Below are 23,033 nucleotides of genomic sequence, written 5' to 3' on the forward strand. Positions count from 1 at the left end.
CGTGTTCCGTCGGGACGCGGGCCAGCCGTTCGACGATCGGTGCTTGTCGTGGCAGGTCGATCGATCGACGGTGTCGATCTGGACGTGCGCGGGCCGGATGCGCGACGTCGGATTCGTGTGCGCACCGGATCAGCTGGTCCCCGCCGACGACCCCACCGGGTGGCTGGGTGTGGACTTGGGGATCGTGAACCTGGCTGTGACCACCGCAGACGATCCGGCCGACCTCGACGTCCGGTGGTCCGGTGGTGCGGTCACCGCCCGCCGGAAAAGGAACGGAGCCGCCACCCCTCTAACAGCCAGTTAGAACGTGAGCAGCAAACCCGCGTCCTTCAGGACCGGGTAGTTGATACCGAAACCCGCCACAACGCTTGTAGGTTCCGAAACGTGAGGCGCGGAACCTACGCATGGCGTTTTCACGAGGGCCCAGAGCGCCGTGGCGGGTTACTTCTGGTTTGTGCGCGGTTGGTGACGAGAATTTCGCGTCCCGCACCGCCTTCCGGGAAGGCGGTAGGTCAACGTGATGCCCGCGGTCAGTGTTTCCTGTTGTCGAGTTCTCGGGCACTGCAAGCTATGCCCGGCCGGAGAATCTCTGGGGGCACGGTGTGTCGGTTAGGTCGTTCGACTTTCTGGTCCCAGAATTGCGGGTATGGCCGAGATCGTTGCGTCCGGCCGCCGAGGGCGGCCCAGTAAGGGAACCCGTGCGGTGGTCAAGGCGCTGGTGCCACCGGAGCTCAAGGAAGCAGCTGCCAGCGCCGCGAAGGCGCACGGCATGACCGCGAACGACTACATCGCGGCGCTGATCGCGGCCGACACCGGCCTGACCGAGCTGATGGCATCGATTCGGGAGAAACAGGACGCCACACAACGATCCGCGGAATCCTGCAGATCAGGACCGTGACAGATCACCGGTCTGGGCAGTGTGTGGCGGCCTGTGTGCTCGTCGCGACAGTGACAGGAGATCGTCCGCCGTCAGCGATGATCGCAGGACTCCGCCGGGAACGAAAACGTCAACGCGACACTGAACCCCCCACGGGTCAGTGCAAGTTACGTCACTATCTTTTTGCACGAAGGGACAGGCCCATGACCCGCACCATCGCGGTGGTCAACCACAAAGGTGGTTCCACCAAAACCACGAGCACCGTCAACCTCGCCCAGGCCCTCGTCGAAGCCGGCTACACCGTCCGCGTCGTCGACCTCGACCCGCAATGCAACGCCACTACCTGGCTCGGCGCCACGCCCGAGGCGGTCGACAACGATGTCCTGTCGGTGTTGATGATGGTGGCGAGCATCGACGATGCCACCACCATCACCGCGTCCGGGATCCACCTCGTTCCTGCCACGAAGGAACTCGATTCGGTCGGGCCGTACTTTCTCAAGAAGCCCGGTGCGCACGGCGTCCTGCGCAAGGCCCTCGCGGGCGCCCCCGACGTCGACTTCAACCTCCTCGACTGCCCCGGAGACTTCGACCACCTGACCATCAGCGCACTCGTCGCCTGCACCGACGTGCTCGCCGCTGTCATGACGGGCGCGATGGAACTCGAAGCGCTCATGCGGATCGAGAACTACATCAGTGAGCAGGTCGAGTTGCTCAACCCCACTGCACGGCTCAATCACATTCTGTGTGGCCGCGTCGAACTCGGCCAGGTCATCGACCAGCAGGTCCTCGCCGCGCTCCGCGAGACCTACCCCGACCAGACGATGCGCACCATCATCCCGAAGTCCGTCCGTGTCAGTGAGAGCTACAGCGCCGAAGAACCCGTCGTCAGGTGGGCACCGTCGTCGTCGGCGGCCCGCGCCTACCGCGATGCCGCCCGAGAACTCGTCGAAAGGATGCCCTGATGACCGCGACACGTAAACCCGGACTTGCCAACAATCCGCTCGACCGCCGTCCCCAGCCTCGCGCAGGTACCCATCAGGTCGGGACGTGCTCGAGAACTCGTCGGAAGGATCTCCTGATCAGCGTGACACGTGAGCCCGGACTCGCCAACAGCCCCGTCGAACGCAAGCGGCGCTTGCCGAACCTCGTCGAACAGGGCGTGGACGTCACACGGGAAGCGGCTACCAAACAGGTCCCGGCGGACGAGACGCTGGAATCGGTCTACATCGACCGCGCCAAGGTCGAAGACGGCAAGAACGCCGTCGCCGCGATCGGCCACATCGCCGGCGCCCCCGACAGTTGGTCCGGCCTCGTCGACGAAGCCGTCGCCCGCTACCTCACCGTTCTCGAACGCGAATACAACAATGGCGAACCCTTCCCGCCGCGCCACGCCGAACGCGTCCGGGGGCCACGCATCAACTAGCCCGCCCAGGCGGTCAGTACACTCAGTTCCACCTGGTCTCGAGCGCATTCGCGAAGCCGAGGGCGTGCCCGCGGGGCGTACCGTTGAAAGGTTCGAATTCGCAGACTCCGCGATTCGATATCGACTAGTTTGCATAATATTCAATATTGAACACATGGAAAGCGTTGGATGCCAGTGAATTTGGCTTGCAGCAGGTCCTGAGTTGATAGCGACTCGCGGCGGTGCGCGGGAACACTGCCGGAATGATCGTGTTCGGCGAGCATCAGCCCGACCTCGGCGGCGACGAGTGGGGTGAACCGGTAGCCGGGTGGGACCGGTCGCTGCACACGCGGTCGTGGACGTTCGAGGTATGGGGTGCTTCTATGCGATCGAACTCGCCACAACCGAGCCGGACGGCGAACGCTTCTCCGACGGAAAGATCGTCATCTGTACGGGGATGCGCAGGCACGGGGTCGACGCCGTCCTCGCCGCAGGCGCCACGGGGCGCATCTTCAACCTCGGGCACGGCGTCCTGCCCGATACCGACCCGGGCGCGCTGACCGCGCTGGTGCACTCGCTGTAACCGATGCATCGCCACACGCGCGTCATTGATCGCTCAATGTCCGAATCGGAGGTTGCGGCGGTGAGGACGACCGAACCCCAGTCGAAGTGGGTTGGTTGGTTCCGGTTTGGTCCTGGGCGGATGCGTGCGCGGTGTAGGGCCGCGGAACCGAGAGATCTTCCTCCCGCGCGAGGGCGAAGCGTATGGTGCCCGCATCCGCGGGGCCTCAGTGCCTTTTCGTTCGAGAGCGGGCCTCGCGCAATGCGGTGCGCAGTCCCGTTCGCCGTCCGGTGCATGCGCCGGAAGGCGCGGTGAGGGGGGTGCGGAATTTCAGTTCGGACGCGGTCTCGGGAGCGTCGTCGGCGGTCGCGGACAGGAACCGGTCCGGGAACGCCAGCTTGTGGATGGTGCGCAGGGTCAGGAAGTATTGCTTCGCAAGCGAACCGGTGGTGTAGGGCAGATCGTATTTCTCGCACAGTGCGCGGACCCTCGTCGCGATTTCCGCGTAGCGGTTGCTGGGAAGGTCGGGGAAGAGGTGATGCTCGATCTGGTAGCAGAGGTTGCCGCTCAGGAATGCCAGCACCGCACCGGCGCGGAAGTTGGCGGTGCCCAGCATCTGGCGTAGATACCACTCCGCTTGGGTCTCGTGTTCCAATTCTGCGGGCGTGAATTTCTCTGCGCCGTCGGGAAAGTGCCCACAGAAGATCACGACGTAAGCCCACAGGTTTCGCAGCAGGTTGGCCGAGAGGTTCGCCGTCAGCGTCCGTCGCCACCGCCGCCCGCTGACGGCGGGGAAGAGCACGTAGTCTTTGCCGGCCTGGCGAACGATCTTGCCGAGCAGTGCCCGGGTGTGGGCGCTCTTCTCGGCGGCGGTGTCGACGCGGTCCCGTTCGGAATACAGTCCGTGCAGGGCGATGCCCCATTCGAATATGAATGCCAACAACAGGTTCCGCAGCGGCTGCAGTAGATGTTCGGGTTTCCACGGCTGGTCGCGGGTGATGCGGATGACGCCGAACCCGAGGTCGTCGTCCATCCCGACCACGTTGCTGAACACGTGGTGACGATAGTTGTGCGAGTACTGCCACTGGGACGACACCCCTGCCATGTCCCACTCCCACGTGCTGGAGTGGATTTCCGGGTCGTTCATCCAGTCCCACTGGCCGTGAGACACGTTGTGCCCGATCTCCATGTTCTCCACGCTCTTGGCCAGGGCCAAGGCCGTCGTCCCGAGGATCCACCCGATTCGAGCCCGGCTGCAGTGGATCACCAGGCGCGCAGCGGCATCCAGCACGCGTTGGAACGCGATCGTGCGACGGATGTACGTGGCGTCGCGCTCACCGAGCGAATCGGTGACGTCCCGCCGGATGGCGTCGAGTTCGGAGTGGAGCGACTCGACATCCTCCTCGGTGAGATGTGCGTATTCCTTGATGTCGGATATCGCCATTCTCGACTCCCGATTTCCCGACCCGCTCCGTGCCTCACTGTGAAGTGAACGCCGCATTCCGCAGACTGTCAACACTGTAGATCTACAGTTCAGGCCTACAGTGTTGGTGGAGGTGTCGTGATGGCCGATGAGCCCGAACGTCGTTCGTCCCACTCCGACGGCGGCCCTATCACCCGGGAGCGGATACTCGAGGCAGCGCTCGCGATCGTCGATCGCGACGGAATCGACGGTCTTTCCATGCGCCGCCTCGGCAAGGCGCTCGGCCGCGACCCGATGACTCTGTACCGCCACGCCCCGAACAAGGCCGCGTTGCTCGACGGTCTCGCCGAGCGGGTACTCGACGACCTGGAGGTCGATACCGGCGACGGCGACTGGGCCACCCAGCTACGGGAGGTCGCGCGGGGCTTTCGCCGACTGGCCCTCGCCCATCCGCAGGTGGTGCCGCTCCTGGTCACCCGGCCGTTGTCGACGCCGCTCGGGCTCAGGCCGCTCGGCACCCTGCGCCCCCTCGAGGACATCCTGACCCTGCTGACCCGCGCGGGTTTCACCGACGCCGACGCCCTGCACGTCTATCGGGCGCTGTTCGGTTTCCTCTACGGCCACATCCTCAACGAATTGCAGGAACTCGTCGAGCGACCCGACGAATCCGACGACCTCCTGCGCCTCGGGCTGCACCGTCTGCCGATCGGTGAATTCCCGCTCCTGCGAGGTCTGGCGCCGGTGCTGGCGTCCTACGACGGCGCCGCCGAACTCGAACGTGGAGTCGACATCCTCCTGGCGGGCCTGACCGCGACGCTGAAGCGCCGGGACGGCTCACCTCCGGAATGAGCGAGCATCGGTGATCGGCTCAGTCGACGCCGACGGTCTGTCGCTCGGGCTCGATCACGCCCACGACGCGCTCTTCCTCTCGGGGGTACGGCGCACCGGTGTACTTCGTGGACAACTCGTCGATGATCTCCCACGCGGCATCGCCGTCGAGCCATTCGACTACCCGCCCGCGGACGACGACGGGCTCGAACGGATTGTCGACGGGCGCGATGGACAGTGCGGCCCGCGGGTCGCGGCGCAGGTTGCGCGCCTTGCGCGAGCCGGGGCCGGTGAGGAAGACGATTCGGTCGCCGTGCGCGCCGATCCAGAGGGGAACGGTATGCGGAGAGCCGTCGGGGAGGGTGGTGGCGAGGTGAGCGATCGAGGTGCCGTCGAGTACGCGGCGCACGTCGGGGTCAAGCATGGATCTGCTCCTTCATCTGAGGGTGCCGGCGCGAGGCCGACGTCGTGGGGTAGGCGGCGAGGGTCATCGGACCACCGCGTAGTGGAGATGGGTCACGCCGGGCGCCGGGACGACCTCCAGCAAACGGAGTTGCACGTGGTCCGGGAGTTCCTGGAAGAAACGGCGACCGGCGCCCAGTAGGACGGGGGCCTGGTGCAGGACCACCTCGTCGACGAGTCCGGCTTTCAAGGCCGCGGCCAGGACTCCGCCGCCCATGAGGCTGACGTCCTTATCGCCGGCGGTCTCGCGCGCCGCCGCGACCGCGTCCTCGATTCCGCCGGTGACGAGTGTCTGCTGCTCGGACAACTCCGGCGCAGGCCGATGGCTGAGGACGAACACGCGAGCCGTCGGGTGTGGGCTGCCGCCGCCGAAACGACCGGAATCCTCATAGGTGTTGCGTCCCGCAACGACCGCACCGACGCGGCCGGCGAGGGTGTCGAAGATCCGGGCGCTGGGCTCGCTCAGGCGGAACCCGTCGAACAGCCGACTGGCGGTGTCGCCGTCGCCGTACCAGTCGAACAGGGAAGTCCCGTCACCGATTCCGCGGCCGGGTCCCGGATTTCGGCCGGTGATGTAACCGTCGACCGAGACCGCGTGGGCGCTGAAGACCTTGCTCATCTTCGTGTTCCTTTCGGGGTTCCTTCAGGAGACTTCATGAGCGTAACAGTCTGAGTTCCTTCAGGGAACCCCGGTTGTTAGACTGGCTCCATGCAACGCACAGATTTCGGTGGGATGGCGTGCTCGATCGCGCGAACGCTCGACGTCATCGGGGAGCCCTGGTCGCCGCTGATCCTGCGTGACGTGTGGGCCGGATTCACCCGATTCGAGCAGATTCAGGCCGACCTCGGCATCTCACGCAAGGTCCTGACCGAACGACTCAACCACCTCGTGGAGCGCGGAGTGCTCGAGCGCCGGCCCTACGACCGACGGCCGCGGTACGAATACGTCCTGACCGAGAAAGGCGTCCAACTCCTCGACGTTCTGATGGCAATGGCCACCTGGGGCGACAACTGGCTCGCGGGGGAGGCGGGCCCGCCCGTCCTCTACCGCCACCACGCATGCGGCGAGATCAGCACGGCCGATCTGCGTTGCGCACACTGCGGCGAGTCGATGCACGCCGGCGACGTCGAGTTGCTTCAAGGGCCCGGCGCCGCCGTGTGAACGGTGCGGCCCTGTCAGATTGTGAGCATTTTCGGCCTAGTAACTATGTGCCGCAGAAGGTTTGGAACGTTTGGCTGAACGAGGGCGGGGCGGGTGTGGTGTAGTCGGACCATGCGTCGCGGCGGTCGAACGGACGGGTGACGACCTCCAGTAGCTTCTCGAATGGGGCGAATTCACCGTCGGTCGCGGCCCGCAAGGCAGCATCGAGTTGATGGTTGCGGGGGATGTAGAGCGGGTTGACGCGGTCCATCGCGTCCGCGGTCTCGGCCGCCCCGCGCCGGTGCTTTGTCAGGGCGCCGCGCCAGCGCTGCAACCACGGCTCGGTGTGCCCGCGCGGTGCGAGGCTGTCGAGAGGTGCCGAATTTCCGCGTAGTTCGTCCGCGAGGGCACGGAAACCGCTGGTCCAGTCGACGCGGTGTTCCTGCATCAGCGTCAGAAGGTTGTCGATCAGTGCTCGGTCGAGGGGGGCGCCGGCCATACCGAGCTTGGCCGCCATGCCGGCAGCGTAGTGGCCGTCGTAACGCTCGTCGAAGGTGTCGAGGACTGCCGATGCCGCGGTGATCGCGCCATCGGGCGCCTGGTCGAACAGCGTGAGCAGCGTTTCGGCAAAGCGCGCCAGGTTCCATTTCAGGACGGCGGGTTGGTTACCGAATGCATAGCGGCCGCCGTGGTCGATCGAACTGAACACTGCTGTCGGGTCGTAGGTGTCGAGGAAGGCGCACGGACCGTAGTCGATGGTCTCCCCGGAGAGGGTCGTGTTGTCGGTGTTCATCACCCCGTGCACGAAACCGGTGAGCATCCACCGTGCCACCAGTGATGCTTGCGCCTCGACCACGGCCTCGAAGAATGTCAGGTAGCGGTTGCCGTCACCGTTCGCCGGCAGTTCGGTCAGCTTCGGGTAGTGGCGGGCGATCGCGTAGTCGGCGAGCGGTTGCAGCAGATCGCCTTGCCGCGCTGCGTATTCGAAGGTGCCGACGCGCAAGTGGCTGGCTGCGACTCGGGCGAGCACGGCGCCGGGTTCGGTGCCGTTTCGGTGAACGGGCCGGCCCGTCGCGATCACCGACAGTGCGCGGGTGGTGGGGATGCCGAGGGCAAACATGGCCTCGCTGACGAGGTATTCACGCAGCATGGGGCCGACGACCGCGAATCCGTCGCCGCCCCGGGAGAACGGCGTTCGCCCCGAGCCCTTGAGGTGCAGATCCACGCGCTGACCGTCACTATTGGTCAGTTCGCCGAGCAGCAATGCCCGACCGTCTCCGAGGAGCGGCACGTATCCGCCGAACTGATGGCCCGCGTATGCCATCGCTACCGGTTTGGCCCCGGTCGGTGCCGTCGATCCGGACAGGACGCCGACCCCGTCCCCGCTGCGCAGTGCGTGGACGTCCAACCTCAGCGACGCCGCGAGCTGCTCGTTGAGCACCAGCATGGTGGGGTCCGGCGCAGGGGTGCCCTGCCACGGCACCGTCAGGGCGCCGAGCTCGTCGGCGAAGTTGTTCGCGAGGCCGGGCAGCGCGGTGTTCGTGCCCACGGTGGAATCGGGGATTGCAGCCATCAGGTCAGGGTAATCGCCGCACGACCGGCGGTTGCCTCGCCTCCTGACCCGGCCGCTGGTGCATGGTAATGCTCGCTCGGGACTGGCTCACGCGGTCGTCTCGGTGAAGCGTTTGTCGATCGTGCTGCGATCGGCTCCGGACGCGAGGAGCAGAGTCAGCAACAGCCGCGCCTTGAACGCGTCGAGGGTCCCAGCACTGACCAGTCCGCGTTCGAGGAGATCGCGTTCGGATCCGGGGAAGGCGTAGGTGGACTCATAGATCTCGCCGGCGCCCGTACGAGTCGCCAGGATCACCGGCTTGGTGGCGGCGATCGATGCCAGGGACTGCACCATCATGCTGGGGACGTGGCCACCGCCGAACGACTGCACGACCAGTCCGTCGTATCCAGCGACGAAACTCGGATCCACAGGTGGCGAACCCAGCCCGATCGAGATGATCCCGACGTTCGGGAGCGTTCGCAGGTGCGCACGCTCGAAGGTGGCGGTGTGGGTGCCCGGGCGCAACACGATCCGCACACGATCTTCGTTGATCCATCCGATGGGACCGGCGTTCGGGGAGTTGAATGCCGCGACGTTCGAACTGTGCATCTTGCGGACGAACCGTGGGAGATGAATCTCGTCGTTGAACACCACCAGCGGGCCGACGCCACGCGCCTGCGGTGCGAGGGCCACCCGCAGCGCGGCGAGCAGATTGGCGGGACCATCCGCGCCGGGCAGGCCGGAGTTGCGCATCGCCCCGGTCAGCACGACCGGCCGATCGGTGTCGAGCAGAAGGTCCAACAGGAACGAGGTTTCCTCGAGGGTGTCGGTGCCCTGGGTGATGACGAAGCCGTCGATCTCGGGGCCGGTCGAGTCGATGCGCCCGGCCAGTTCGATGATGTCCTCGGGTGTCAGGTCCCCCGAGGGGTACTGGCGAAACGAGGTCAGTTCCAGCTCGGCGAGATTGCGGGCCTGGGGGATGGCCGCGATCAGCTCTTCCGCGCTCAGCTTGGGGACGGCGTCGGCGACGCCGGACTGCGGCACCGAAGCGATCGTCCCCCCGAGGGTGAAAACGGCGATACGCGGGAGACGGGCAGACATGTGGGAGATATCCATTCTTCTACAGTTCCCTAGTGGGTCAGGGGAGTTCGCGGTCGAAGGGGTAGCGGGAGTTGCTGGTGAAGGGGTAGCGGGTGCGGAAGTCTTCGGCGATGTTTTCGAAGGTGTCGACGCTGACGCCGGGGTGGCGGAGCATGTGTTCGAGGAGGCGTTCGAGCATGAGCAGGACCTGGGGGCGGCCGGAGACGTCGGGGTGGATGGTGATGGGGAAGATGGCGTAGTCGTACTCGCGGTAGACCCAGTCGAACTGGTCGCGCCAGAGTTCTTCGATGTCGCGGGGGTTGGTGAAGCCGTGACTGTTGGGGCTGGACTTGATGAACATCATCGGGGGCAGGTCGTCGATGTACCAGCTGAAGTTGATTTCGACGAGGTCGATCTCTTGGCCGCGTTCGAGGGGCTTCATCCAGTGGTCGGCGGACTTGGAGTAGTCGATCTTGGTCCAGCTGTCGCCGGTGCGGGCGTAGAACGGCTGGAAGTCGTGGAAGGCCTGGCTGTGGTCGTAGCGGAAACCGTTTTTGAGCAGCAGGTCGGTGGTGATGGGGGACAGCTCGCACCAGGGGGCGATGTAGCCGCGGGGGCGTTGGCCGGAGTACTTCTCGATCAGCTCGATGGATTTGTTGAGTACGTCTTCTTCCTGCTGGGGGCTCATCAGGATGGGGTTTTCGTGGGAGTAGCCGTGGGCGCCGATTTCGTGGCCGGCGGCGACGATCTGCTCGATGCGGTGCGGGAACGTCTCGATGGAGTGGCCGGGGGCGAACCAGGTGGTGGTCAGGTCGTACTTGCGGAACAGGTTCAGCAGCCGGGGGATGCCGACCTCGCCGGCGAACATGCCGCGCTGGATGTCGGCGGGGGAGTCCTCGCCGCCGTAGGAGCCGAGCCAGCCACCGACCGCGTCGATGTCGGTGCCGATGCAGATCTTGATGTCCTTCATGGGTTTCTTCCTGTTCTTGTCTGTCGGGGGCCACCGACGGCGGCGGTCCGGTGTCGGTGCGGATCTCCGGTGCCGGGCTTGCGCCATCGGACACTTGCGGATTCTGCGGTGACTCACATCACGCATTCGATTGCGCAAAGCGTACGTCCATTCTTGGCCGTCAGTCAACATGAGAACGATTAATGCGCTATTAGCTGCATGTCTACCCTTGCGCATGGGCACCCTGGTGATGAACAATCGGTTGCACAAAGAGATGGTTGTTGCGCACCCGACGGCAGAGGAGACCCGGATGTGTGGTGGATGCCGATCCGCGGAAGTCGATATCGACTGGTACTCGGTCGGTGCCGGCGAGGAACTCGGCGACCGGCGTCGTGCACGGCTCGACCTTGCACGGGCGGCCACTCGGATGTTCGCGTTGTCGGGGATGACAGTCACCGCCGATCCCGGCATGCCCATGCTGGCAGTGAAGACTCGGACCGGAGCCACCCAGATGATCACCAGATTCAACGCCCTGGCGCGAACGACCGAAAGGGCCGGGAAGGTCGTGGATCCGCTGTCGGACGCGGCGATCGACGCCGTCCAGCGATGGGACGCCACCCATGGTTGACGTGTTGATCGTCGGTGGGTTCCTCGGTGCCGGCAAAACCACGTGGTTGGCCAATTATCTTGCCCGGCAGTCCCAACGCAGTACCACGGTCATCGTGAACGAGTTCGCGAGCACGGATGTTGATGGCACCACACTCGGCGACATCGATGTCACCGCGCAACTGCGGGAGTCGGTCTCGATCGTGGGTGGATGCATCTGCTGCGAAAGACTCGACGAGCTCCGCCTGGCACTGCACGCGGTGGTCACCACAATCCACCGACTCGGCGCCGACGCCGACCACGGAAGTGGTGATCTCGTCGTCATCGAGACCACGGGTTTGGCCGATCCCGCACCCCTGATCGAACTCCTCAATTCCGACCGGCTACTTGCGGTGAACATGGTTCTGCGTGAGGTCGTGGTGGTCGTCGATGCCATCGACGGCATCCGGCACCTTCAGCACCGTCGGCTGGCCCGTCGGCAGGTCCAGGCGGCAGGTCGGGTCGTCGTGGCCAAGGCGGATCTGGTCGATGCCGAGCAACTCGACGTCGTGGCCGGGACGGTGCTGCGCATCAATCCGGGCGTGCCGGTCACCGCCGCCGCCGACGGTATCGAATCCGACCTCGTCGTGACCGACCCCGGGCCGGGCCTGCTCGCCGTCGATGACGAAGATCGGGACAGCGGCGCCGCGCCGGCCGCGGTCACTGTGCGCATCGACCCGGAGGTTTCCTGGGCGGAGTACGCGTTGTGGCTCGAAGCCGTCACACGCCTGCACCCGGAGAAGTTCCTGCGCACCAAGGGGACAGTCCGAACACCGTCCGGCCCGTTGATTGTGCAGTCCGTCGGGTCGACCATCGCCCGACCACAGCACACCACCACGGCCACCGACACCACCATGGTGCTGATCTATTGTGGGATCGAACGTGAGCGGGTACTTCGTTCCCTGCAGACGTTCGTTGCCGGCGTCAGTGTCGTGGACCGGGTCGAACTCACCCCGTGTTAGACAAGTAGGTATTCGAGGCAGCACGGAGGAGGACCATGGTCCGGCGAGCACATGTCACCATCGCGGAGATCGCCAAACGCGCCGGTGTGCATCCGTCCACGGTCTCACGCGCTCTTACGCCTGCGCCGGGTACTCGCCTGAGCAACGCCACCACCGAGCGCATCGTCGCGATCGCCGCCGAGCTGGGATACCAGCCCGACCAGGCCGCCGCCGCATTGCGCACCGGCCGCAGCGGCGCCCTGGGGGTCATCGTGCCGCGTCTGACCGACTACGTGCTCGCCCGCATCTACGAGGGAATCGACGAAGCCGCCCAGCGGGCCGGGTACCAGACCGTCGTCACCAACAGCAATGACGACGCCGCCCTGCGGCTGACCAAACTCGACGAACTCCTCGCCCGGCGCATCGAAGGCGTCATCGTCGGCGACGCCCGGCTCGACGGGGACGACCTCGCCCAGACCCTGGACCGCAAGTTCATCCCCCACGTACTGGTCAACCGGCGCCTGCGTGGACATCTGTCGGTGACCACCGATGACGTCCTCGGTGGCAAGCTCGCGGCCCGCCATTTACTCGACCTCGGCATCACCAAACCGGCAGTGCTCGCCGGCCCCAGCTATGTGAGTACCTGTGTCGAACGCACCCACGGGTTCGTCGGCAGGTTCCTGTCCTCGGGTGTGGATGTCGATGACGACTGCGTCGTCGAGTCGGCGCCCGACGCCGAGGGCGGCTACGTCGCCGCCGGGCAATTGCTCGATACGCATCCGGAGATCGAGGCGATCTTCGCCATCAACGACTTCGCCGCGATCGGGGCGATGGGTGCCGCACGCGAGCACGGCCGCACCCCGGGCCGGGACATCGCGGTCATCGGGTACAACGATATTCCCCTCGCCCGGCACCTGCCCGTTCCATTGACGTCGGTCACCTCGCCGATGCTGCAGATGGGGATCGAAGGAGCCAACCGGCTTTGCCAGCTGCTCGCCGGTGAGCACGTTGAATCCGTCCGTCTGCCACCAACATTGAGTGTTCGCGAGTCCACCGAAGGCTTGCGGCACCCGAACGAAAGCCCTGTCCAGCAGTTCGGCTGATCCCTCACCGAGGAGCGAACGCACATCTGGGCGGCACGTGCCACCCCGTTCAGTGCAGCAGCGAGGGCCTGCCCGGATCGTCGCGACCGGGCAGGCCCTCGTTCAAGACATCGTTGGTCCTAGAACCGTTGGTCTTAGAACTGTCGCTGCAACTCCCAGTCCTTGATGTCCGCCAGCGGACCCAGCGGAGACGGGTGCAATTCCTTCGCCAAGGGCTGGGCGGCGCGCACCCGGGCCGGCCAGTCCCGGTTCGCCAGCGCGGGCTTGCCCAACGCGACCACGTCGGCCGACTCGGTGGTCAGCACCGTCGACGCATCGGCCGGCTCGTCCAACTGTCCGTTCGCGATGACCGCCACTCCCGCATACTTCTTCGCCAATGTTGCCAATGACCGTGGTGAATCCGCGAATGCGGGCTCCAACGCTCGATACTCGGTGGTGTGGATGTAGTCGACACCGGCCGCAGCGACCTCCCCGAAGATGATTTCGGCGTCGGCTTCGCCACCGGTCCAGCGGTGGTGCGGATCGCTGACCTTCGCCTGCGAAATTCGCACTCCCACGGTCAGGGTCGAGCCCACCGCCGCCCGCACCTCGGTGAGGATTTCGCGGATCAACCGCACCCGGTTGGTCACCGATCCGCCGTACTCGTCGGTGCGCGCATTCAGATAGTCGGTGAGGAATTCGTCGAGCAGATACCCGTTGGCACTGTGGATTTCGATGCCATCGAACCCGGCGTCGCGGGCCAACAGCGCGGACTGCACGAACCCGCGCCGTACCTCGGCGATCTCCTCGGCGGTGATCTCCCGCGGCTGCGGGTATGGGCCGTCACCCCGATACATCGCCAGCTGGCTGCCCTTCGGGGCAATCGCCGAGGGTCCTACGGTGACGTCGGTGTAGCGGTTGCCCTGGGACTGTGCACCGGCATGCATCAGTTGTGCAACCACTTTCGCACCCTGCGCATGGATACGGTCGACGACCGGTGTCCAGGACGCCGCGTGCTCGGCGGTCGCCAGGCCGGGCTGATACTCATAGCCCTGACTGAACCGGGTATCGGTGTAGAGACCTTCGGTGATCACCAGCCCGAACCCGCCGGCCGCGAACACCTCGTAATACGCGGCCATGGTGTCGGTGGCAGAACCGTCCTCCGCGCCGCTCACCCGCGTCATCGGGGCCAGCGCGACCCTGTTGGGGAGCGTGGTCGGGCCCATCTGAAGCTGATCGAACAGGTGAGAGTAGGCGTGGTCGGTCTGGGGGTCGGACATGGTGGAGCCTTTCGCTGTCGAGACATCGGGGTATAGCGGGTGCAGCACTCAGAATCCGCGCGCCGGAACATGAGGGGCAGACCGACAGTGGCCTGCCCGTCACGCTCGGTCACGGCATCACATCACCACTATTGGGGCCAACGGTTTGCCCGACGTAGAGATTCCCGCCCGGATCCGACGCCAGCAGTACCGCGGTCGGAGCCACCTCCTCCGGTAACCCGAACCGACCCAACGGAAGCTCGGCGCACTTGGCCCTCTTCCATTCCTCACTGACCCTCCCCACGAGAGGGGTCTCGATCGGGCCGGGCGCGATGGCGTTTACCAGGACGTTGTCCTTCGACACCTCGAGTGCCAGCGACTTGGTGAACGCAATCACACCGGCCTTGGCCGCCGCGTAGTGTGACAGCTCCACGCCGCCCTTGATCGCCAACTGGGAGGCGATGTTGATCACCCGCCCGGACCGGGCCTGCACCATGTGCGGCACCACACCCCGGCACACCAGGAACACCCCGGTCAGGTCGATCTCGATGGTGCGCCGCCACTCGTTCAGCGACATTTCACACAGCGGTGCCTGTTCGAGGATCCCGGCCGAGTTCACCAGGACATCGATGCCACCGAGAGTGCGGCGGGCCGCATCGCAGCCGGTAGCGACCGATTCCTCGTCCGTGACATCCATGCCCACCGAGGAGGTGGCACCGATATCGGCCGCGGACTGCTTCGCCAGGATCTCGTTGCGGTCGGCGATCACCACCGAGGCGCCCTCGGTGACGAACGCCTGCGCGATCGCCCTACCGATACCGCTGGCACCCCCGACGACCATCGCTCGCCGTGATTCGAGTGCTCCCATAGCCGGTCAATCCTTCATGTAGGTGGTCAGGCCGCCGTCGACGACGAGTGCCTGACCAGTGATGTACCGAGACTGGTCGCTGAGCAGGAACCGGATCACCGATGCCACCTCGGAGGCGGTGCCCACCCGGCCGAACGGAATCTCCTTACCGGCCTCGGTCAGGCCGTCCGGTCCGAGGGAGTTGACGGGATCCGAGGACTGCGGTGTTTCGATGATGCCGGGAATGATGGCGTTCGAGCGGACGCCGCGGGGCGCGAGCTCCACGGCCACCGCCCGGCTCAAACCGAGCACGCCAGCCTTCGCGGCGGAGTAGTGCGCATACTCGGCCCACCCGTAGATGGGACCGATGAAGGACGAGACCGACACCAGGGAGCCAGGGCCCTCGACCCGCTTCGCGGCGGCCCGCAGGGTGCGCATCACCCCCGTGAGGTCGACGTCGACGGTGCCGTCCCAGGCCTCGTCGGTCAGCTCGGACAATGCATGTCGACGTAGTACTCCGGCGTTGGCGACTCCGTAGTCCAAGCGGCCCCACTGCGACAGCGCGGTCTCGGCGAAGGCTTCGACGGAGTCCGTGGAGCGGACATCGACTTCGGCGATGACCGCTGTTCCACCAACCTGGTGCACGGCTTTGAGGGTCTGCTCCGGATCGTGCGGATCCCCCGCATAGGTGCCGATGACGGATTTGGTGCCGGCTTCGGCCAAGGCGACTGCGGTGGCGCGTCCGATGCCGCTCGCGGCGCCGGTGACGATGGCGACCTTGTCCTGCAACTCATTCAAGGCGAACACGATAGTAGGTTCCTTCGTGAGGGGTGACAGAGGCTGAGATCTCAGGCTTTGGCGGCGATCTTCCTGGTTCCGAGCATCAGCAGGCCGGAAGCGAGGATTCCGATGCACCCCACGAACAGCGCGGCACTGCCGAATCCGATGTTGATTGCCACGAGCCAGGTCAGCAGGAAACCGCCGATGATCGCCCCGGGCTGACTCATCGCGCCGATGAACGTGGCTCCAGTCGCGCGGCAATCGGTCGGGTAGCACTCGGCCATGAAGAAGTTCAGTGCCGCGTACGGACCCATGAGGAAGAACAGGGCGAACATGTACACCGGGAGCACGAATCCGGCAGTGGACGGGCCGAGCAGAAGCACGACGAACAACAGCGCCGAGATGGTCCACGACACGATGATGGTGTTCCTTCGGCCGAAGCGGTCTCCCGCCCACCCACAGAACAGATATCCCAGGGCGCCGACCGCATTGGCGAGAACGACCAGAACCAGTGTCGAGTTGCTCGAGAAACCCTTTGCCTCTTCGAGCACGGTGGTTCCGAGCACACTGAAAACCTGGATGCCAAACCAGTTCATCGTCCACACCAGCGACAGCACGATCGTGTTGCGGCGGTTCGACGAATCGAAGATCCGCTTGAACGACGACGACCGGTGCACGTCCAGCCCGTACGCCCGGGCGAGGACATCGGCTTCATCATTCTTACCGCTCTTCTGCAGGCGACGGATCCGGTCCTGCAACTCGAACTGCGGGGACTCCTCGAGGCGGCTGCAGATCACCGCGATGACAGCGGCCGGGATGGTGGCGATCAAGAACGCGATACGCCAGTTCTCCGGACCGAAGAGACTGCCCACGACCGCAACGAACCCGGCGGCAAGGAGTGCACCGATCGGCCACCCGGACTGCACCAGCGAGTAGATGAAACCCCGGTTCCGGCGAACCTTCTCACTCTCGGAAACGTCATAGATCTCGTTCAGATAGGTGGCGTTGACGGCTTGCTCGGACAAGCCGAGACCGCCGATGGATTTGGTCAGAACCAGGCTCAGAGCACCGCCGGAGGCCGCTGTCGCAACGGACGACAGTGCGGTACCGCCGACAGTGAACATCATGCCCTTACGTCGACCGAGCTTGTCGACGAGCGGCCCGACACCGAGGACGACGACCGCCGTTCCAATGCTGACGAACGTCGAGATGAGTAGAGCCTGGGAACTGCTCCAGCCGAAATCCTCGCGGATGCGGGGCAGCATGGTTCCGAACAGGATGTAGTCGTACACGGCCACGGTCCACGCGAGGAAGGCGACGATCGTCGACTTGCGGGTCTCACGGACCGAGAAGCGGGGAAACGTCTGCAATGTCGTACCGGTCTTCGAAACCGGATCCGGCACGTTTTCGGTGATCTGAGTCATCATGGTGGCTTTCTGAGTCCATCGGCGACCGCGACGGGGCATCGGGGGAGCGCCGCCGTCGTTGTCGTCGAAAAGTGCGCTAGGTCAGGGGAGTTCGCGGTCGAAGGGGTAGCGGGAGTTGCTGGTGAAGGGGTAGCGGGTGCGGAAGTCTTCGGCGATGTTTTCGAAGGTGTCGACGCTGACGCCGGGGTGGCGGAGCATGTGTTCGAGGAGGCGTTCGAGCATGAGCAGGACCTGGGGGCGGCCGGAGACGTCGGGGTGGATGGTGATGGGGAAGATGGCGTAGTCGTACTCGCGGTAGACCCAGTCGAACTGGTCGCGCCAGAGTTCTTCGATGTCGCGGGGGTTGGTGAAGCCGTGACTGTTGGGGCTGGACTTGATGAACATCATCGGGGGCAGGTCGTCGATGTACCAGCTGAAGTTGATTTCGACGAGGTCGATCTCTTGGCCGCGTTCGAGGGGCTTCATCCAGTGGTCGGCGGACTTGGAGTAGTCGATCTTGGTCCAGCTGTCGCCGGTGCGGGCGTAGAACGGCTGGAAGTCGTGGAAGGCCTGGCTGTGGTCGTAGCGGAAACCGTTTTTGAGCAGCAGGTCGGTGGTGATGGGGGACAGCTCGCACCAGGGGGCGATGTAGCCGCGGGGGCGTTGGCCGGAGTACTTCTCGATCAGCTCGATGGATTTGTTGAGTACGTCTTCTTCCTGCTGGGGGCTCATCAGGATGGGGTTTTCGTGGGAGTAGCCGTGGGCGCCGATTTCGTGGCCGGCGGCGACGATCTGCTCGATGCGGTGCGGGAACGTCTCGATGGAGTGGCCGGGGGCGAACCAGGTGGTGGTCAGGTCGTACTTGCGGAACAGGTTCAGCAGCCGGGGGATGCCGACCTCGCCGGCGAACATGCCGCGCTGGATGTCGGCGGGGGAGTCCTCGCCGCCGTAGGAGCCGAGCCAGCCACCGACCGCGTCGATGTCGGTGCCGATGCAGATCTTGATGTCCTTCATGGGTTTCTTCCTGTTCTTGTCTGTCGGGGGCCACCGACGGCGGCGGTCCGGTGTCGGTGCGGATCTCCGGTGCCGGGCTTGCGCCATCGGACACTTGCGGATTCTGCGGTGACTCACATCACGCATTCGATTGCGCAAAGATTAGGTCGAGATGCCGCCGCTAGTCAACAGCCGGTGTGTGTCGATGCTGTTAACCCGGATTCCCAACAGGAAAATTGTGGAAATCGATTGCGCAAATGCGGCGTGTGGTGCGAGGCTGGGACCTCGCCCCGGAAAAGTTTCCCCGGGGCATCGAGCCGAGACACGCAGGCCAGTGCGCGACGACCGGGGCGCATGCAGGCGTGAACGAGCCAGCAGCACCCCCGGAGGGCTTGCCCCGCGGCCACCGCTCGGACGGCGTCGCGGCCAGGCGCCACCTCCGCGTAGTGCGGATAACCTGCAATAACCGATCTGGCCTGTCGCGAACCAATCTCAGGAGAATACTGATGCAGATCGATCACCTCGATCACCTCGTGCTGACCGTCGCAGACCCCGAGACCACTATCGAGTTCTATACGACGGTCCTCGGAATGACCGCACATACCTTCGGGAACAACCGGCGCGCTTTGCTGTTCGGAGTCAGCAAGATCAACCTGCACGAAGCCGGGCGTGAAATCGACCCGAAGGCACAGCACCCCGCACCGGGAAGCGCGGATCTCTGCCTCATCGTCAAAGACCCCATCGACGAGGTTCTCCGGCAACTCACCGACCATCAGGTGCCGGTCGAGTTGGGGCCGGTCACGCGAACCGGAGCCCAAGGCCCCATCGACAGCATCTACATCCGCGATCCCGACCGGAACCTGATCGAACTATCGAACTACATAGCGCCGCCATCGGCCGACCGAATCGAAACGCCTGCATCGCTATGACGTGGGATTTCGCGGCTCCAGCGTGTCGAGAACAAACCGGTGAAAGCCCTCCGCGGCCATGGACGTGAAGTGTCGATCGGCCCGAATCACACCGATCGATCGCCACGCATCACGATCGCGAAGGTCGACCAGCACGGTCCCCTCGGGAGCGCCGGCGGCCGCGGGAGGGGCCGGCACCACCGCGACACCAACTCCCGCGGCAACCATCGCGGACATCGTGCCGACCTCGGTGACCGAGAACGCGATGCGCGGAGTAAATCCGGCGGCTCGGGCGAGCCGATCGCTGAGCTGGCGCAGCCCGTACTCCGGCGTGAGCGCCACGAAATCGTCCTCCGCCACCTCGGCAAACCCAACCGATTTGCGGCGGGCAAGGCGGTGCCCGGCAGGAACGAGCAAGCGAACCGGCTCGGCGGCGACCGGCGTCCACACCAGATCGTGGACAGGCGGCTCGGGCGCTACAAAACCAAGATCGGACCGGCCGGCCCGAACATCGTCGATGACCGAATCGGCGGCAGCACCACGCAGTTCGAACCGGACCTTCGGATGTTCGTCGCGGAACCGGCTGATCAGATTCGGCACCAGCCATTCCCCCAGGCTGTGTAAAAAACAGACAGACACGGTGCCCTCGCTCGGGTCCGCGAGGGTGGTGATCCGACGTTGCGCCGTGTCCACCTCGCTCAATGCGCGCAGCGCATGCGCGCGCAGAATCTCGCCGTATCGGTTGAGATGAAGCCGATTCTGCCGACGATCGAACAGCTTCACTCCGACGCTAACTTCTAGCCGGGATATGGCACGAGACAACGTCGGTTGCGTGACATGCATCTCCGCGGCGACTGCAGTGATGTTCTCCGATTCGGTGATCGCGACGAACCACCGCAGCTCTTGCAAGTTCATCACCACAGCTTATGCGCCGCATGTATGAAGACCCGACAACATCGGAATTTCACAAACTCCCGTCGAGACGCGACAGTGAGTATGAACCAGCGCGACCTACCAGCAAGGAGAATGACGTGACCACCGAGAATATGGATTTCGCCTCGGTACCTCCGCATCGGCCATTGGCTGGTGTCGTAGTGGTCTCTCTCGAGCAGGCGATCGCTGCACCCTTTGCGACCCGACAACTCGCCGACCTCGGTGCGCGGGTGATCAAGATTGAGCGTCCGGGCGTCGGAGACCTTGCCCGCGGATACGACCGGACAGTCCAGGGCATGGCGAGCCACTTCGTGTGGACGAACCGCGGAAAGGAGAGCATCGAGCTCGACGTCCGGTCCGAGGACGGAAATCGGATCCTGCACCAGCTCGTCGACCGCGCTGACGTCCTCGTTCAGAATTTAGCCCCTGGCGCGGCAGGACGGTTGGGTATCGGAGCCGAGCGACTGCGGGAAACCCACCCACGCCTGATCACCTGTGACATCTCCGGATACGGCCGCGGGGGCCCCTACGAGGCACGCAAAGCCTACGACCTGTTGATCCAGTGCGAGGCCGGGCTGGTCTCGATCACCGGAACCGAGAACGAGCCCTCGAAGGTCGGACTTTCCATCGCGGACATCTGCGCCGGCATGTACGCCTACTCCGGGATTCTCACCGCCTTGCTCGATCGTGAGCACACGGGCCGCGGCGCCAACCTGGAGATCTCGATGCTCGAAGCCCTCGGCGAATGGATGGGGTACGCCGACTACTACACCCGCTACGGCGGATCGGCGCCGAAGCGGGCGGGAGCGAGCCACGCGACCATCGCACCGTACGGGCCGTTCACTGCCGCCGACGGAGAGGTCGTCAACCTCGGGCTGCAGAACGAACGCGAATGGGCCGTCTTCTGCCGCGTCGTGCTCGAGGCACCGGAACTGATCGACGACCCCCGGTTCGTCACCAACGCTGACCGGGTCGCACACCGCGCCGACCTCGACCGCATCATCGACACCGTTGCCGCCGGCCTGACCGGTGCAGGGCTGGTCAACAGGCTGGAAGCGGCGCACATCGCCTACGCCCGCCAGCGCACGACGAACGAATTTGCCGAGCACCCGCAGCTCGTAGCCCGCTCCCGATGGGCGCAATTCGACTCCCCCGTCGGCCAGCTCGAAGGGCTACTCCCACCGGTGACGGTGATGGGCTCCGAACCTGAGATGCGCCCCGTTCCCGGCTTGGGAGAACACACCGACAGCATCTTGGAGTGGCTCGACAAGCAACCAGCGCTCAGGACCTGACGCACACCTTTCCCCAACCCGGCGGCTGACCGGCGCCGCCCCGCATGAACTACTGAAGGAGCGAATTAACATGAGCAGCACTGAAATTGAGGTAGAAACCCCGGCGCCGCCGGTGACCGGCTGGCCCGGCCGCTACTTCGAAGACTTCGAGATTGGAGACGTGTACCGGCACCCCCTCGGTCGCACGGTGCTGCCCGTCGACAACTCGTGGATGACTCTCCTCACCCAGAACACGGCCCCGATCCACTTCGATGCGCACTACTCGAGTCAGACGACATGGGGCAAACCGCTCGTCGACTCCACCTTCACCCTTGCCCTCGTCACCGGACAGAGCGTCAGCGACATTTCCCAGCACGTGCACGCCAACCTCGGCTGGGACCGAGTTCGCCTGCCCAATCCGGTCTTCGAGGGCGACACCATCTACTCCCAATCGGAAGTGCTCACCAAGCGCGAATCCGCATCCCACAAGGACATCGGCATCGTCACCGTGCGCACCATCGGTTACAACCAGGACGGCACCATCGTCATCACCTTCGAGCGAACCCTCATGGTGTATCGAAAAGGACACGGACCGCACACGGCGGGTGTCGACCCGAAGTGGGATGACCGGTCACGACGCGCGGCCGGAATCGAGTAACAGGTCGCGCGGAGCACCGCTTCTCGCACTCCTTGCTGGTCGGCAACCCCGTGCGGCGGAGTGCGCCAAGTGATGACTCGGCGAAATTGGCAATTGATTTCGCAAGCGCGCAAGGCCTTTCGCCGTGGTTCGAGCGCTCACACCTGACAGTCGAGATGGGCTCTCTGTACGAGAATTGCCGATGGACCGCTACGGAGATCGCCGCGCTGTCCGCGTCGCGGTCTCGGCCCTCGACCACGAAGCGGACTGGTCGGGCCTCCCACCGAGCGAATCTCCTGTGCAGGAGAGAATGTCAGTGCACGATCCGAAACCGCTGTTCCGCCCCGCGCAACATCCAGAGGAGAGTTCATGAGCGTCCACAACTTCACCGTCGCTACTGCCGACGGCACCACGGAGGAGCTGAGCACCTACGCCGGCAACTACCTGCTCGTCGTCAACGTCGCCAGCAAGTGCGGCCTGACCCGCCAGTACGAGGGTCTCGAGGAACTGAACCGCAAGTTCGACGATCTCGGCCTGCGCATCATCGGGTTCCCGTGCAACCAGTTCGCAGGCCAGGAACCCGGCACCGACGCCGAGATCCAGGAATTCTGCCGCATCAACTACGACGTCACCTTCCCGGTGTACGGCAAGATCGACGTCAACGGTGACGACGCGCACCCGCTGTACCAGCACCTGCGCGCCGAGGCGCCCGGCGACTTCGGCCCCGACAACGGTCCCCTGTTCGAGCACGTCAGCAAGACGATGCCCGAGTCGATCGGCACCGACGCGGTCAAGTGGAACTTCACCAAGTTTCTTGTCGACCCCGAGGGCAAGGTTGTGCGGCGCTTCGAGCCGACCGCCCTTCCCTCGGAGATCGAAACGGCTCTCGCCGACCTGACGTAGAAGAACTTCCGCGTCCAGCTCACCCGCTCCCGGGAAACCGGTCCACACCGGTTTTCCGGGGGCATCCTGTAGGTAATCTGCCCATAACAGCGCGCCGGGGACGTGAGCATTTATCAGTTTCGGCGGCACCCGCACCACCCGTTCACCTGCGG

General features: G+C 64.9%; 25 protein-coding genes and 1 pseudogene. 14 read left to right on the forward strand and 12 right to left on the reverse strand.

Features of this window, described 5'->3' with window-relative positions:
* From P3H15_RS24250 to P3H15_RS24270, 5 genes and pseudogenes are all read left to right on the forward strand, one after another.
* Positions 1-274 (forward strand): annotated as a pseudogene (locus tag P3H15_RS24250) (RNA-guided endonuclease TnpB family protein); the annotation flags it as partial.
* A 372-nt stretch (positions 275-646) separates the two neighbouring features.
* A complete protein-coding gene (locus P3H15_RS24255) occupies positions 647-898 on the forward strand; it encodes a hypothetical protein (RefSeq protein ID WP_276139547.1) in 252 nt (83 codons plus the stop codon).
* Between the two features lie 182 nt (positions 899-1,080).
* Positions 1,081-1,839, forward strand: a complete 759-nt coding sequence (locus P3H15_RS24260; protein ID WP_276139548.1) for a ParA family protein — start codon at positions 1,081-1,083, stop codon at positions 1,837-1,839.
* Positions 1,839-2,300, forward strand: a complete 462-nt coding sequence (locus tag P3H15_RS24265; protein ID WP_276139549.1) for a hypothetical protein — start codon at positions 1,839-1,841, stop codon at positions 2,298-2,300. Before P3H15_RS24260 ends, P3H15_RS24265 begins: the two co-directional genes overlap by 1 nt.
* Before the next feature lie 349 nt (positions 2,301-2,649).
* Complete coding sequence (locus tag P3H15_RS24270) at positions 2,650-2,862, forward strand: hypothetical protein (RefSeq protein WP_276139649.1); 213 nt, start codon at positions 2,650-2,652, stop codon at positions 2,860-2,862.
* Between the two features lie 205 nt (positions 2,863-3,067).
* Here P3H15_RS24270 and P3H15_RS24275 read toward each other — a convergent pair whose 3' ends face one another.
* On the reverse strand, positions 3,068-4,285 hold the full coding sequence (locus tag P3H15_RS24275; RefSeq protein ID WP_276139550.1) for an acyl-CoA desaturase: 1,218 nt from the start codon (positions 4,283-4,285) through the stop codon (positions 3,068-3,070).
* Positions 4,286-4,405: 120 nt separating this feature from the next.
* On the opposite strand from P3H15_RS24275, the gene P3H15_RS24280 reads away from it, so the two are divergent.
* A complete protein-coding gene (locus P3H15_RS24280; protein WP_276139551.1) occupies positions 4,406-5,113 on the forward strand; it encodes a TetR/AcrR family transcriptional regulator C-terminal domain-containing protein in 708 nt (235 codons plus the stop codon).
* Between the two features lie 19 nt (positions 5,114-5,132).
* Here the strand turns inward: P3H15_RS24280 and P3H15_RS24285 are convergent, their stop codons facing one another.
* Positions 5,133-5,516: a PPOX class F420-dependent oxidoreductase gene (locus tag P3H15_RS24285; RefSeq protein WP_276139552.1), complete on the reverse strand. Its 384-nt coding sequence runs from the start codon at positions 5,514-5,516 to the stop codon at positions 5,133-5,135.
* A 63-nt stretch (positions 5,517-5,579) separates the two neighbouring features.
* Positions 5,580-6,173, reverse strand: a complete 594-nt coding sequence (locus tag P3H15_RS24290; protein WP_276139553.1) for a dihydrofolate reductase family protein — start codon at positions 6,171-6,173, stop codon at positions 5,580-5,582.
* 90 nt (positions 6,174-6,263) lie between these two features.
* Between P3H15_RS24290 and P3H15_RS24295 the strand changes: the two genes are divergently transcribed.
* A complete protein-coding gene (locus tag P3H15_RS24295) occupies positions 6,264-6,716 on the forward strand; it encodes a helix-turn-helix domain-containing protein (protein WP_276139554.1) in 453 nt (150 codons plus the stop codon).
* 43 nt (positions 6,717-6,759) lie between these two features.
* Here P3H15_RS24295 and P3H15_RS24300 read toward each other — a convergent pair whose 3' ends face one another.
* The 3 genes from P3H15_RS24300 to P3H15_RS24310 all read right to left on the reverse strand — a co-directional run bounded on the left by P3H15_RS24300 (position 6,760) and on the right by P3H15_RS24310 (position 10,297).
* Positions 6,760-8,268 (reverse strand): YdiU family protein, encoded by a 1,509-nt coding sequence (locus P3H15_RS24300; RefSeq protein WP_276139555.1) that lies wholly within the window; start codon positions 8,266-8,268, stop codon positions 6,760-6,762.
* A gap of 87 nt (positions 8,269-8,355) precedes the next feature.
* The gene (locus tag P3H15_RS24305) at positions 8,356-9,348 is read right to left on the reverse strand and encodes an asparaginase (protein ID WP_276139556.1); all 993 of its coding nucleotides are present in this window, start codon (positions 9,346-9,348) and stop codon (positions 8,356-8,358) included.
* A gap of 37 nt (positions 9,349-9,385) precedes the next feature.
* The gene (locus tag P3H15_RS24310; protein WP_276139557.1) at positions 9,386-10,297 is read right to left on the reverse strand and encodes a polysaccharide deacetylase; all 912 of its coding nucleotides are present in this window, start codon (positions 10,295-10,297) and stop codon (positions 9,386-9,388) included.
* Between the two features lie 214 nt (positions 10,298-10,511).
* Here P3H15_RS24310 and P3H15_RS24315 point away from each other — a divergent pair, with 214 nt between their 5' ends.
* From P3H15_RS24315 to P3H15_RS24325, 3 genes are read left to right on the forward strand one after another with little or no spacing between them, the layout of a single operon-like run.
* The gene (locus P3H15_RS24315; RefSeq protein WP_276139558.1) at positions 10,512-10,904 is read left to right on the forward strand and encodes a hypothetical protein; all 393 of its coding nucleotides are present in this window, start codon (positions 10,512-10,514) and stop codon (positions 10,902-10,904) included.
* Complete coding sequence (locus P3H15_RS24320; RefSeq protein WP_276139559.1) at positions 10,897-11,883, forward strand: GTP-binding protein; 987 nt, start codon at positions 10,897-10,899, stop codon at positions 11,881-11,883. Before P3H15_RS24315 ends, P3H15_RS24320 begins: the two co-directional genes overlap by 8 nt.
* Positions 11,884-11,918: 35 nt before the next feature.
* Positions 11,919-12,965 (forward strand): LacI family DNA-binding transcriptional regulator, encoded by a 1,047-nt coding sequence (locus tag P3H15_RS24325; RefSeq protein WP_276139560.1) that lies wholly within the window; start codon positions 11,919-11,921, stop codon positions 12,963-12,965.
* Positions 12,966-13,099: 134 nt separating this feature from the next.
* Here the strand turns inward: P3H15_RS24325 and P3H15_RS24330 are convergent, their stop codons facing one another.
* From P3H15_RS24330 to P3H15_RS24350, 5 genes are all read right to left on the reverse strand, one after another.
* The gene (locus P3H15_RS24330; protein WP_276139561.1) at positions 13,100-14,224 is read right to left on the reverse strand and encodes an NADH:flavin oxidoreductase; all 1,125 of its coding nucleotides are present in this window, start codon (positions 14,222-14,224) and stop codon (positions 13,100-13,102) included.
* A gap of 109 nt (positions 14,225-14,333) precedes the next feature.
* Positions 14,334-15,071, reverse strand: a complete 738-nt coding sequence (locus P3H15_RS24335; RefSeq protein ID WP_276139563.1) for an SDR family NAD(P)-dependent oxidoreductase — start codon at positions 15,069-15,071, stop codon at positions 14,334-14,336.
* Between the two features lie 6 nt (positions 15,072-15,077).
* On the reverse strand, positions 15,078-15,857 hold the full coding sequence (locus P3H15_RS24340) for an SDR family NAD(P)-dependent oxidoreductase (protein WP_276139564.1): 780 nt from the start codon (positions 15,855-15,857) through the stop codon (positions 15,078-15,080).
* A 41-nt stretch (positions 15,858-15,898) separates the two neighbouring features.
* Positions 15,899-17,257: an MFS transporter gene (locus P3H15_RS24345; protein ID WP_276139565.1), complete on the reverse strand. Its 1,359-nt coding sequence runs from the start codon at positions 17,255-17,257 to the stop codon at positions 15,899-15,901.
* Positions 17,258-17,338: 81 nt separating this feature from the next.
* Positions 17,339-18,250: a polysaccharide deacetylase gene (locus P3H15_RS24350; RefSeq protein WP_276139557.1), complete on the reverse strand. Its 912-nt coding sequence runs from the start codon at positions 18,248-18,250 to the stop codon at positions 17,339-17,341.
* Between the two features lie 236 nt (positions 18,251-18,486).
* Between P3H15_RS24350 and P3H15_RS24355 the strand changes: the two genes are divergently transcribed.
* Entirely contained in the window at positions 18,487-19,158 is a 672-nt protein-coding gene (locus P3H15_RS24355; protein WP_276139566.1) for a VOC family protein, read from the forward strand.
* On the opposite strand, the gene P3H15_RS24360 is transcribed toward P3H15_RS24355, so the two are convergent.
* Positions 19,153-20,052 carry a LysR family transcriptional regulator gene (locus P3H15_RS24360; protein WP_276139567.1) on the reverse strand — a complete coding sequence of 300 codons (900 nt, stop codon included), beginning with the start codon at positions 20,050-20,052 and terminating at the stop codon, positions 19,153-19,155. The two genes, P3H15_RS24355 and P3H15_RS24360, sit on opposite strands and share 6 nt — an antisense overlap.
* Positions 20,053-20,183: 131 nt before the next feature.
* Here P3H15_RS24360 and P3H15_RS24365 point away from each other — a divergent pair, with 131 nt between their 5' ends.
* The 3 genes from P3H15_RS24365 (at position 20,184) to P3H15_RS24375 (ending at position 22,881) form a co-directional block, all read left to right on the forward strand.
* A complete protein-coding gene (locus P3H15_RS24365) occupies positions 20,184-21,362 on the forward strand; it encodes a CaiB/BaiF CoA-transferase family protein (protein ID WP_276139644.1) in 1,179 nt (392 codons plus the stop codon).
* Between the two features lie 70 nt (positions 21,363-21,432).
* A complete protein-coding gene (locus P3H15_RS24370; protein ID WP_276139568.1) occupies positions 21,433-21,999 on the forward strand; it encodes a MaoC family dehydratase in 567 nt (188 codons plus the stop codon).
* 348 nt (positions 22,000-22,347) lie between these two features.
* A complete protein-coding gene (locus P3H15_RS24375) occupies positions 22,348-22,881 on the forward strand; it encodes a glutathione peroxidase (RefSeq protein ID WP_276139569.1) in 534 nt (177 codons plus the stop codon).
* Positions 22,882-23,033: the final 152 nt, after the last annotated feature.

The organism is Rhodococcus sp. T2V (assembly GCF_029269925.1).
GTDB lineage: Bacteria > Actinomycetota > Actinomycetes > Mycobacteriales > Mycobacteriaceae > Rhodococcus_F > Rhodococcus_F koreensis.

Excerpts from the sequence above, each read along its gene's own strand:
- P3H15_RS24255 (WP_276139547.1), top strand. The coding sequence starts at position 647 with ATGGCCGAGATCGTTGCGTCCGGCCGCCGAGGGCGGCCCAGTAAGGGA.
- P3H15_RS24260 (WP_276139548.1), top strand. The coding sequence starts at position 1,081 with ATGACCCGCACCATCGCGGTGGTCAACCACAAAGGTGGTTCCACCAAA.
- P3H15_RS24265 (WP_276139549.1), top strand. The coding sequence starts at position 1,839 with ATGACCGCGACACGTAAACCCGGACTTGCCAACAATCCGCTCGACCGC.
- P3H15_RS24270 (WP_276139649.1), top strand. The coding sequence starts at position 2,650 with ATGGGGTGCTTCTATGCGATCGAACTCGCCACAACCGAGCCGGACGGC.
- P3H15_RS24275 (WP_276139550.1), bottom strand. The coding sequence starts at position 4,285 with ATGGCGATATCCGACATCAAGGAATACGCACATCTCACCGAGGAGGAT.
- P3H15_RS24280 (WP_276139551.1), top strand. The coding sequence starts at position 4,406 with ATGGCCGATGAGCCCGAACGTCGTTCGTCCCACTCCGACGGCGGCCCT.
- P3H15_RS24285 (WP_276139552.1), bottom strand. The coding sequence starts at position 5,516 with ATGCTTGACCCCGACGTGCGCCGCGTACTCGACGGCACCTCGATCGCT.
- P3H15_RS24290 (WP_276139553.1), bottom strand. The coding sequence starts at position 6,173 with ATGAGCAAGGTCTTCAGCGCCCACGCGGTCTCGGTCGACGGTTACATC.
- P3H15_RS24295 (WP_276139554.1), top strand. The coding sequence starts at position 6,264 with ATGCAACGCACAGATTTCGGTGGGATGGCGTGCTCGATCGCGCGAACG.
- P3H15_RS24300 (WP_276139555.1), bottom strand. The coding sequence starts at position 8,268 with ATGGCTGCAATCCCCGATTCCACCGTGGGCACGAACACCGCGCTGCCC.
- P3H15_RS24305 (WP_276139556.1), bottom strand. The coding sequence starts at position 9,348 with ATGTCTGCCCGTCTCCCGCGTATCGCCGTTTTCACCCTCGGGGGGACG.
- P3H15_RS24310 (WP_276139557.1), bottom strand. The coding sequence starts at position 10,297 with ATGAAGGACATCAAGATCTGCATCGGCACCGACATCGACGCGGTCGGT.
- P3H15_RS24315 (WP_276139558.1), top strand. The coding sequence starts at position 10,512 with ATGGGCACCCTGGTGATGAACAATCGGTTGCACAAAGAGATGGTTGTT.
- P3H15_RS24320 (WP_276139559.1), top strand. The coding sequence starts at position 10,897 with ATGGTTGACGTGTTGATCGTCGGTGGGTTCCTCGGTGCCGGCAAAACC.
- P3H15_RS24325 (WP_276139560.1), top strand. The coding sequence starts at position 11,919 with ATGGTCCGGCGAGCACATGTCACCATCGCGGAGATCGCCAAACGCGCC.
- P3H15_RS24330 (WP_276139561.1), bottom strand. The coding sequence starts at position 14,224 with ATGTCCGACCCCCAGACCGACCACGCCTACTCTCACCTGTTCGATCAG.
- P3H15_RS24335 (WP_276139563.1), bottom strand. The coding sequence starts at position 15,071 with ATGGGAGCACTCGAATCACGGCGAGCGATGGTCGTCGGGGGTGCCAGC.
- P3H15_RS24345 (WP_276139565.1), bottom strand. The coding sequence starts at position 17,257 with ATGATGACTCAGATCACCGAAAACGTGCCGGATCCGGTTTCGAAGACC.
- P3H15_RS24350 (WP_276139557.1), bottom strand. The coding sequence starts at position 18,250 with ATGAAGGACATCAAGATCTGCATCGGCACCGACATCGACGCGGTCGGT.
- P3H15_RS24355 (WP_276139566.1), top strand. The coding sequence starts at position 18,487 with ATGCGGCGTGTGGTGCGAGGCTGGGACCTCGCCCCGGAAAAGTTTCCC.
- P3H15_RS24360 (WP_276139567.1), bottom strand. The coding sequence starts at position 20,052 with ATGAACTTGCAAGAGCTGCGGTGGTTCGTCGCGATCACCGAATCGGAG.
- P3H15_RS24365 (WP_276139644.1), top strand. The coding sequence starts at position 20,184 with ATGGATTTCGCCTCGGTACCTCCGCATCGGCCATTGGCTGGTGTCGTA.
- P3H15_RS24370 (WP_276139568.1), top strand. The coding sequence starts at position 21,433 with ATGAGCAGCACTGAAATTGAGGTAGAAACCCCGGCGCCGCCGGTGACC.
- P3H15_RS24375 (WP_276139569.1), top strand. The coding sequence starts at position 22,348 with ATGAGCGTCCACAACTTCACCGTCGCTACTGCCGACGGCACCACGGAG.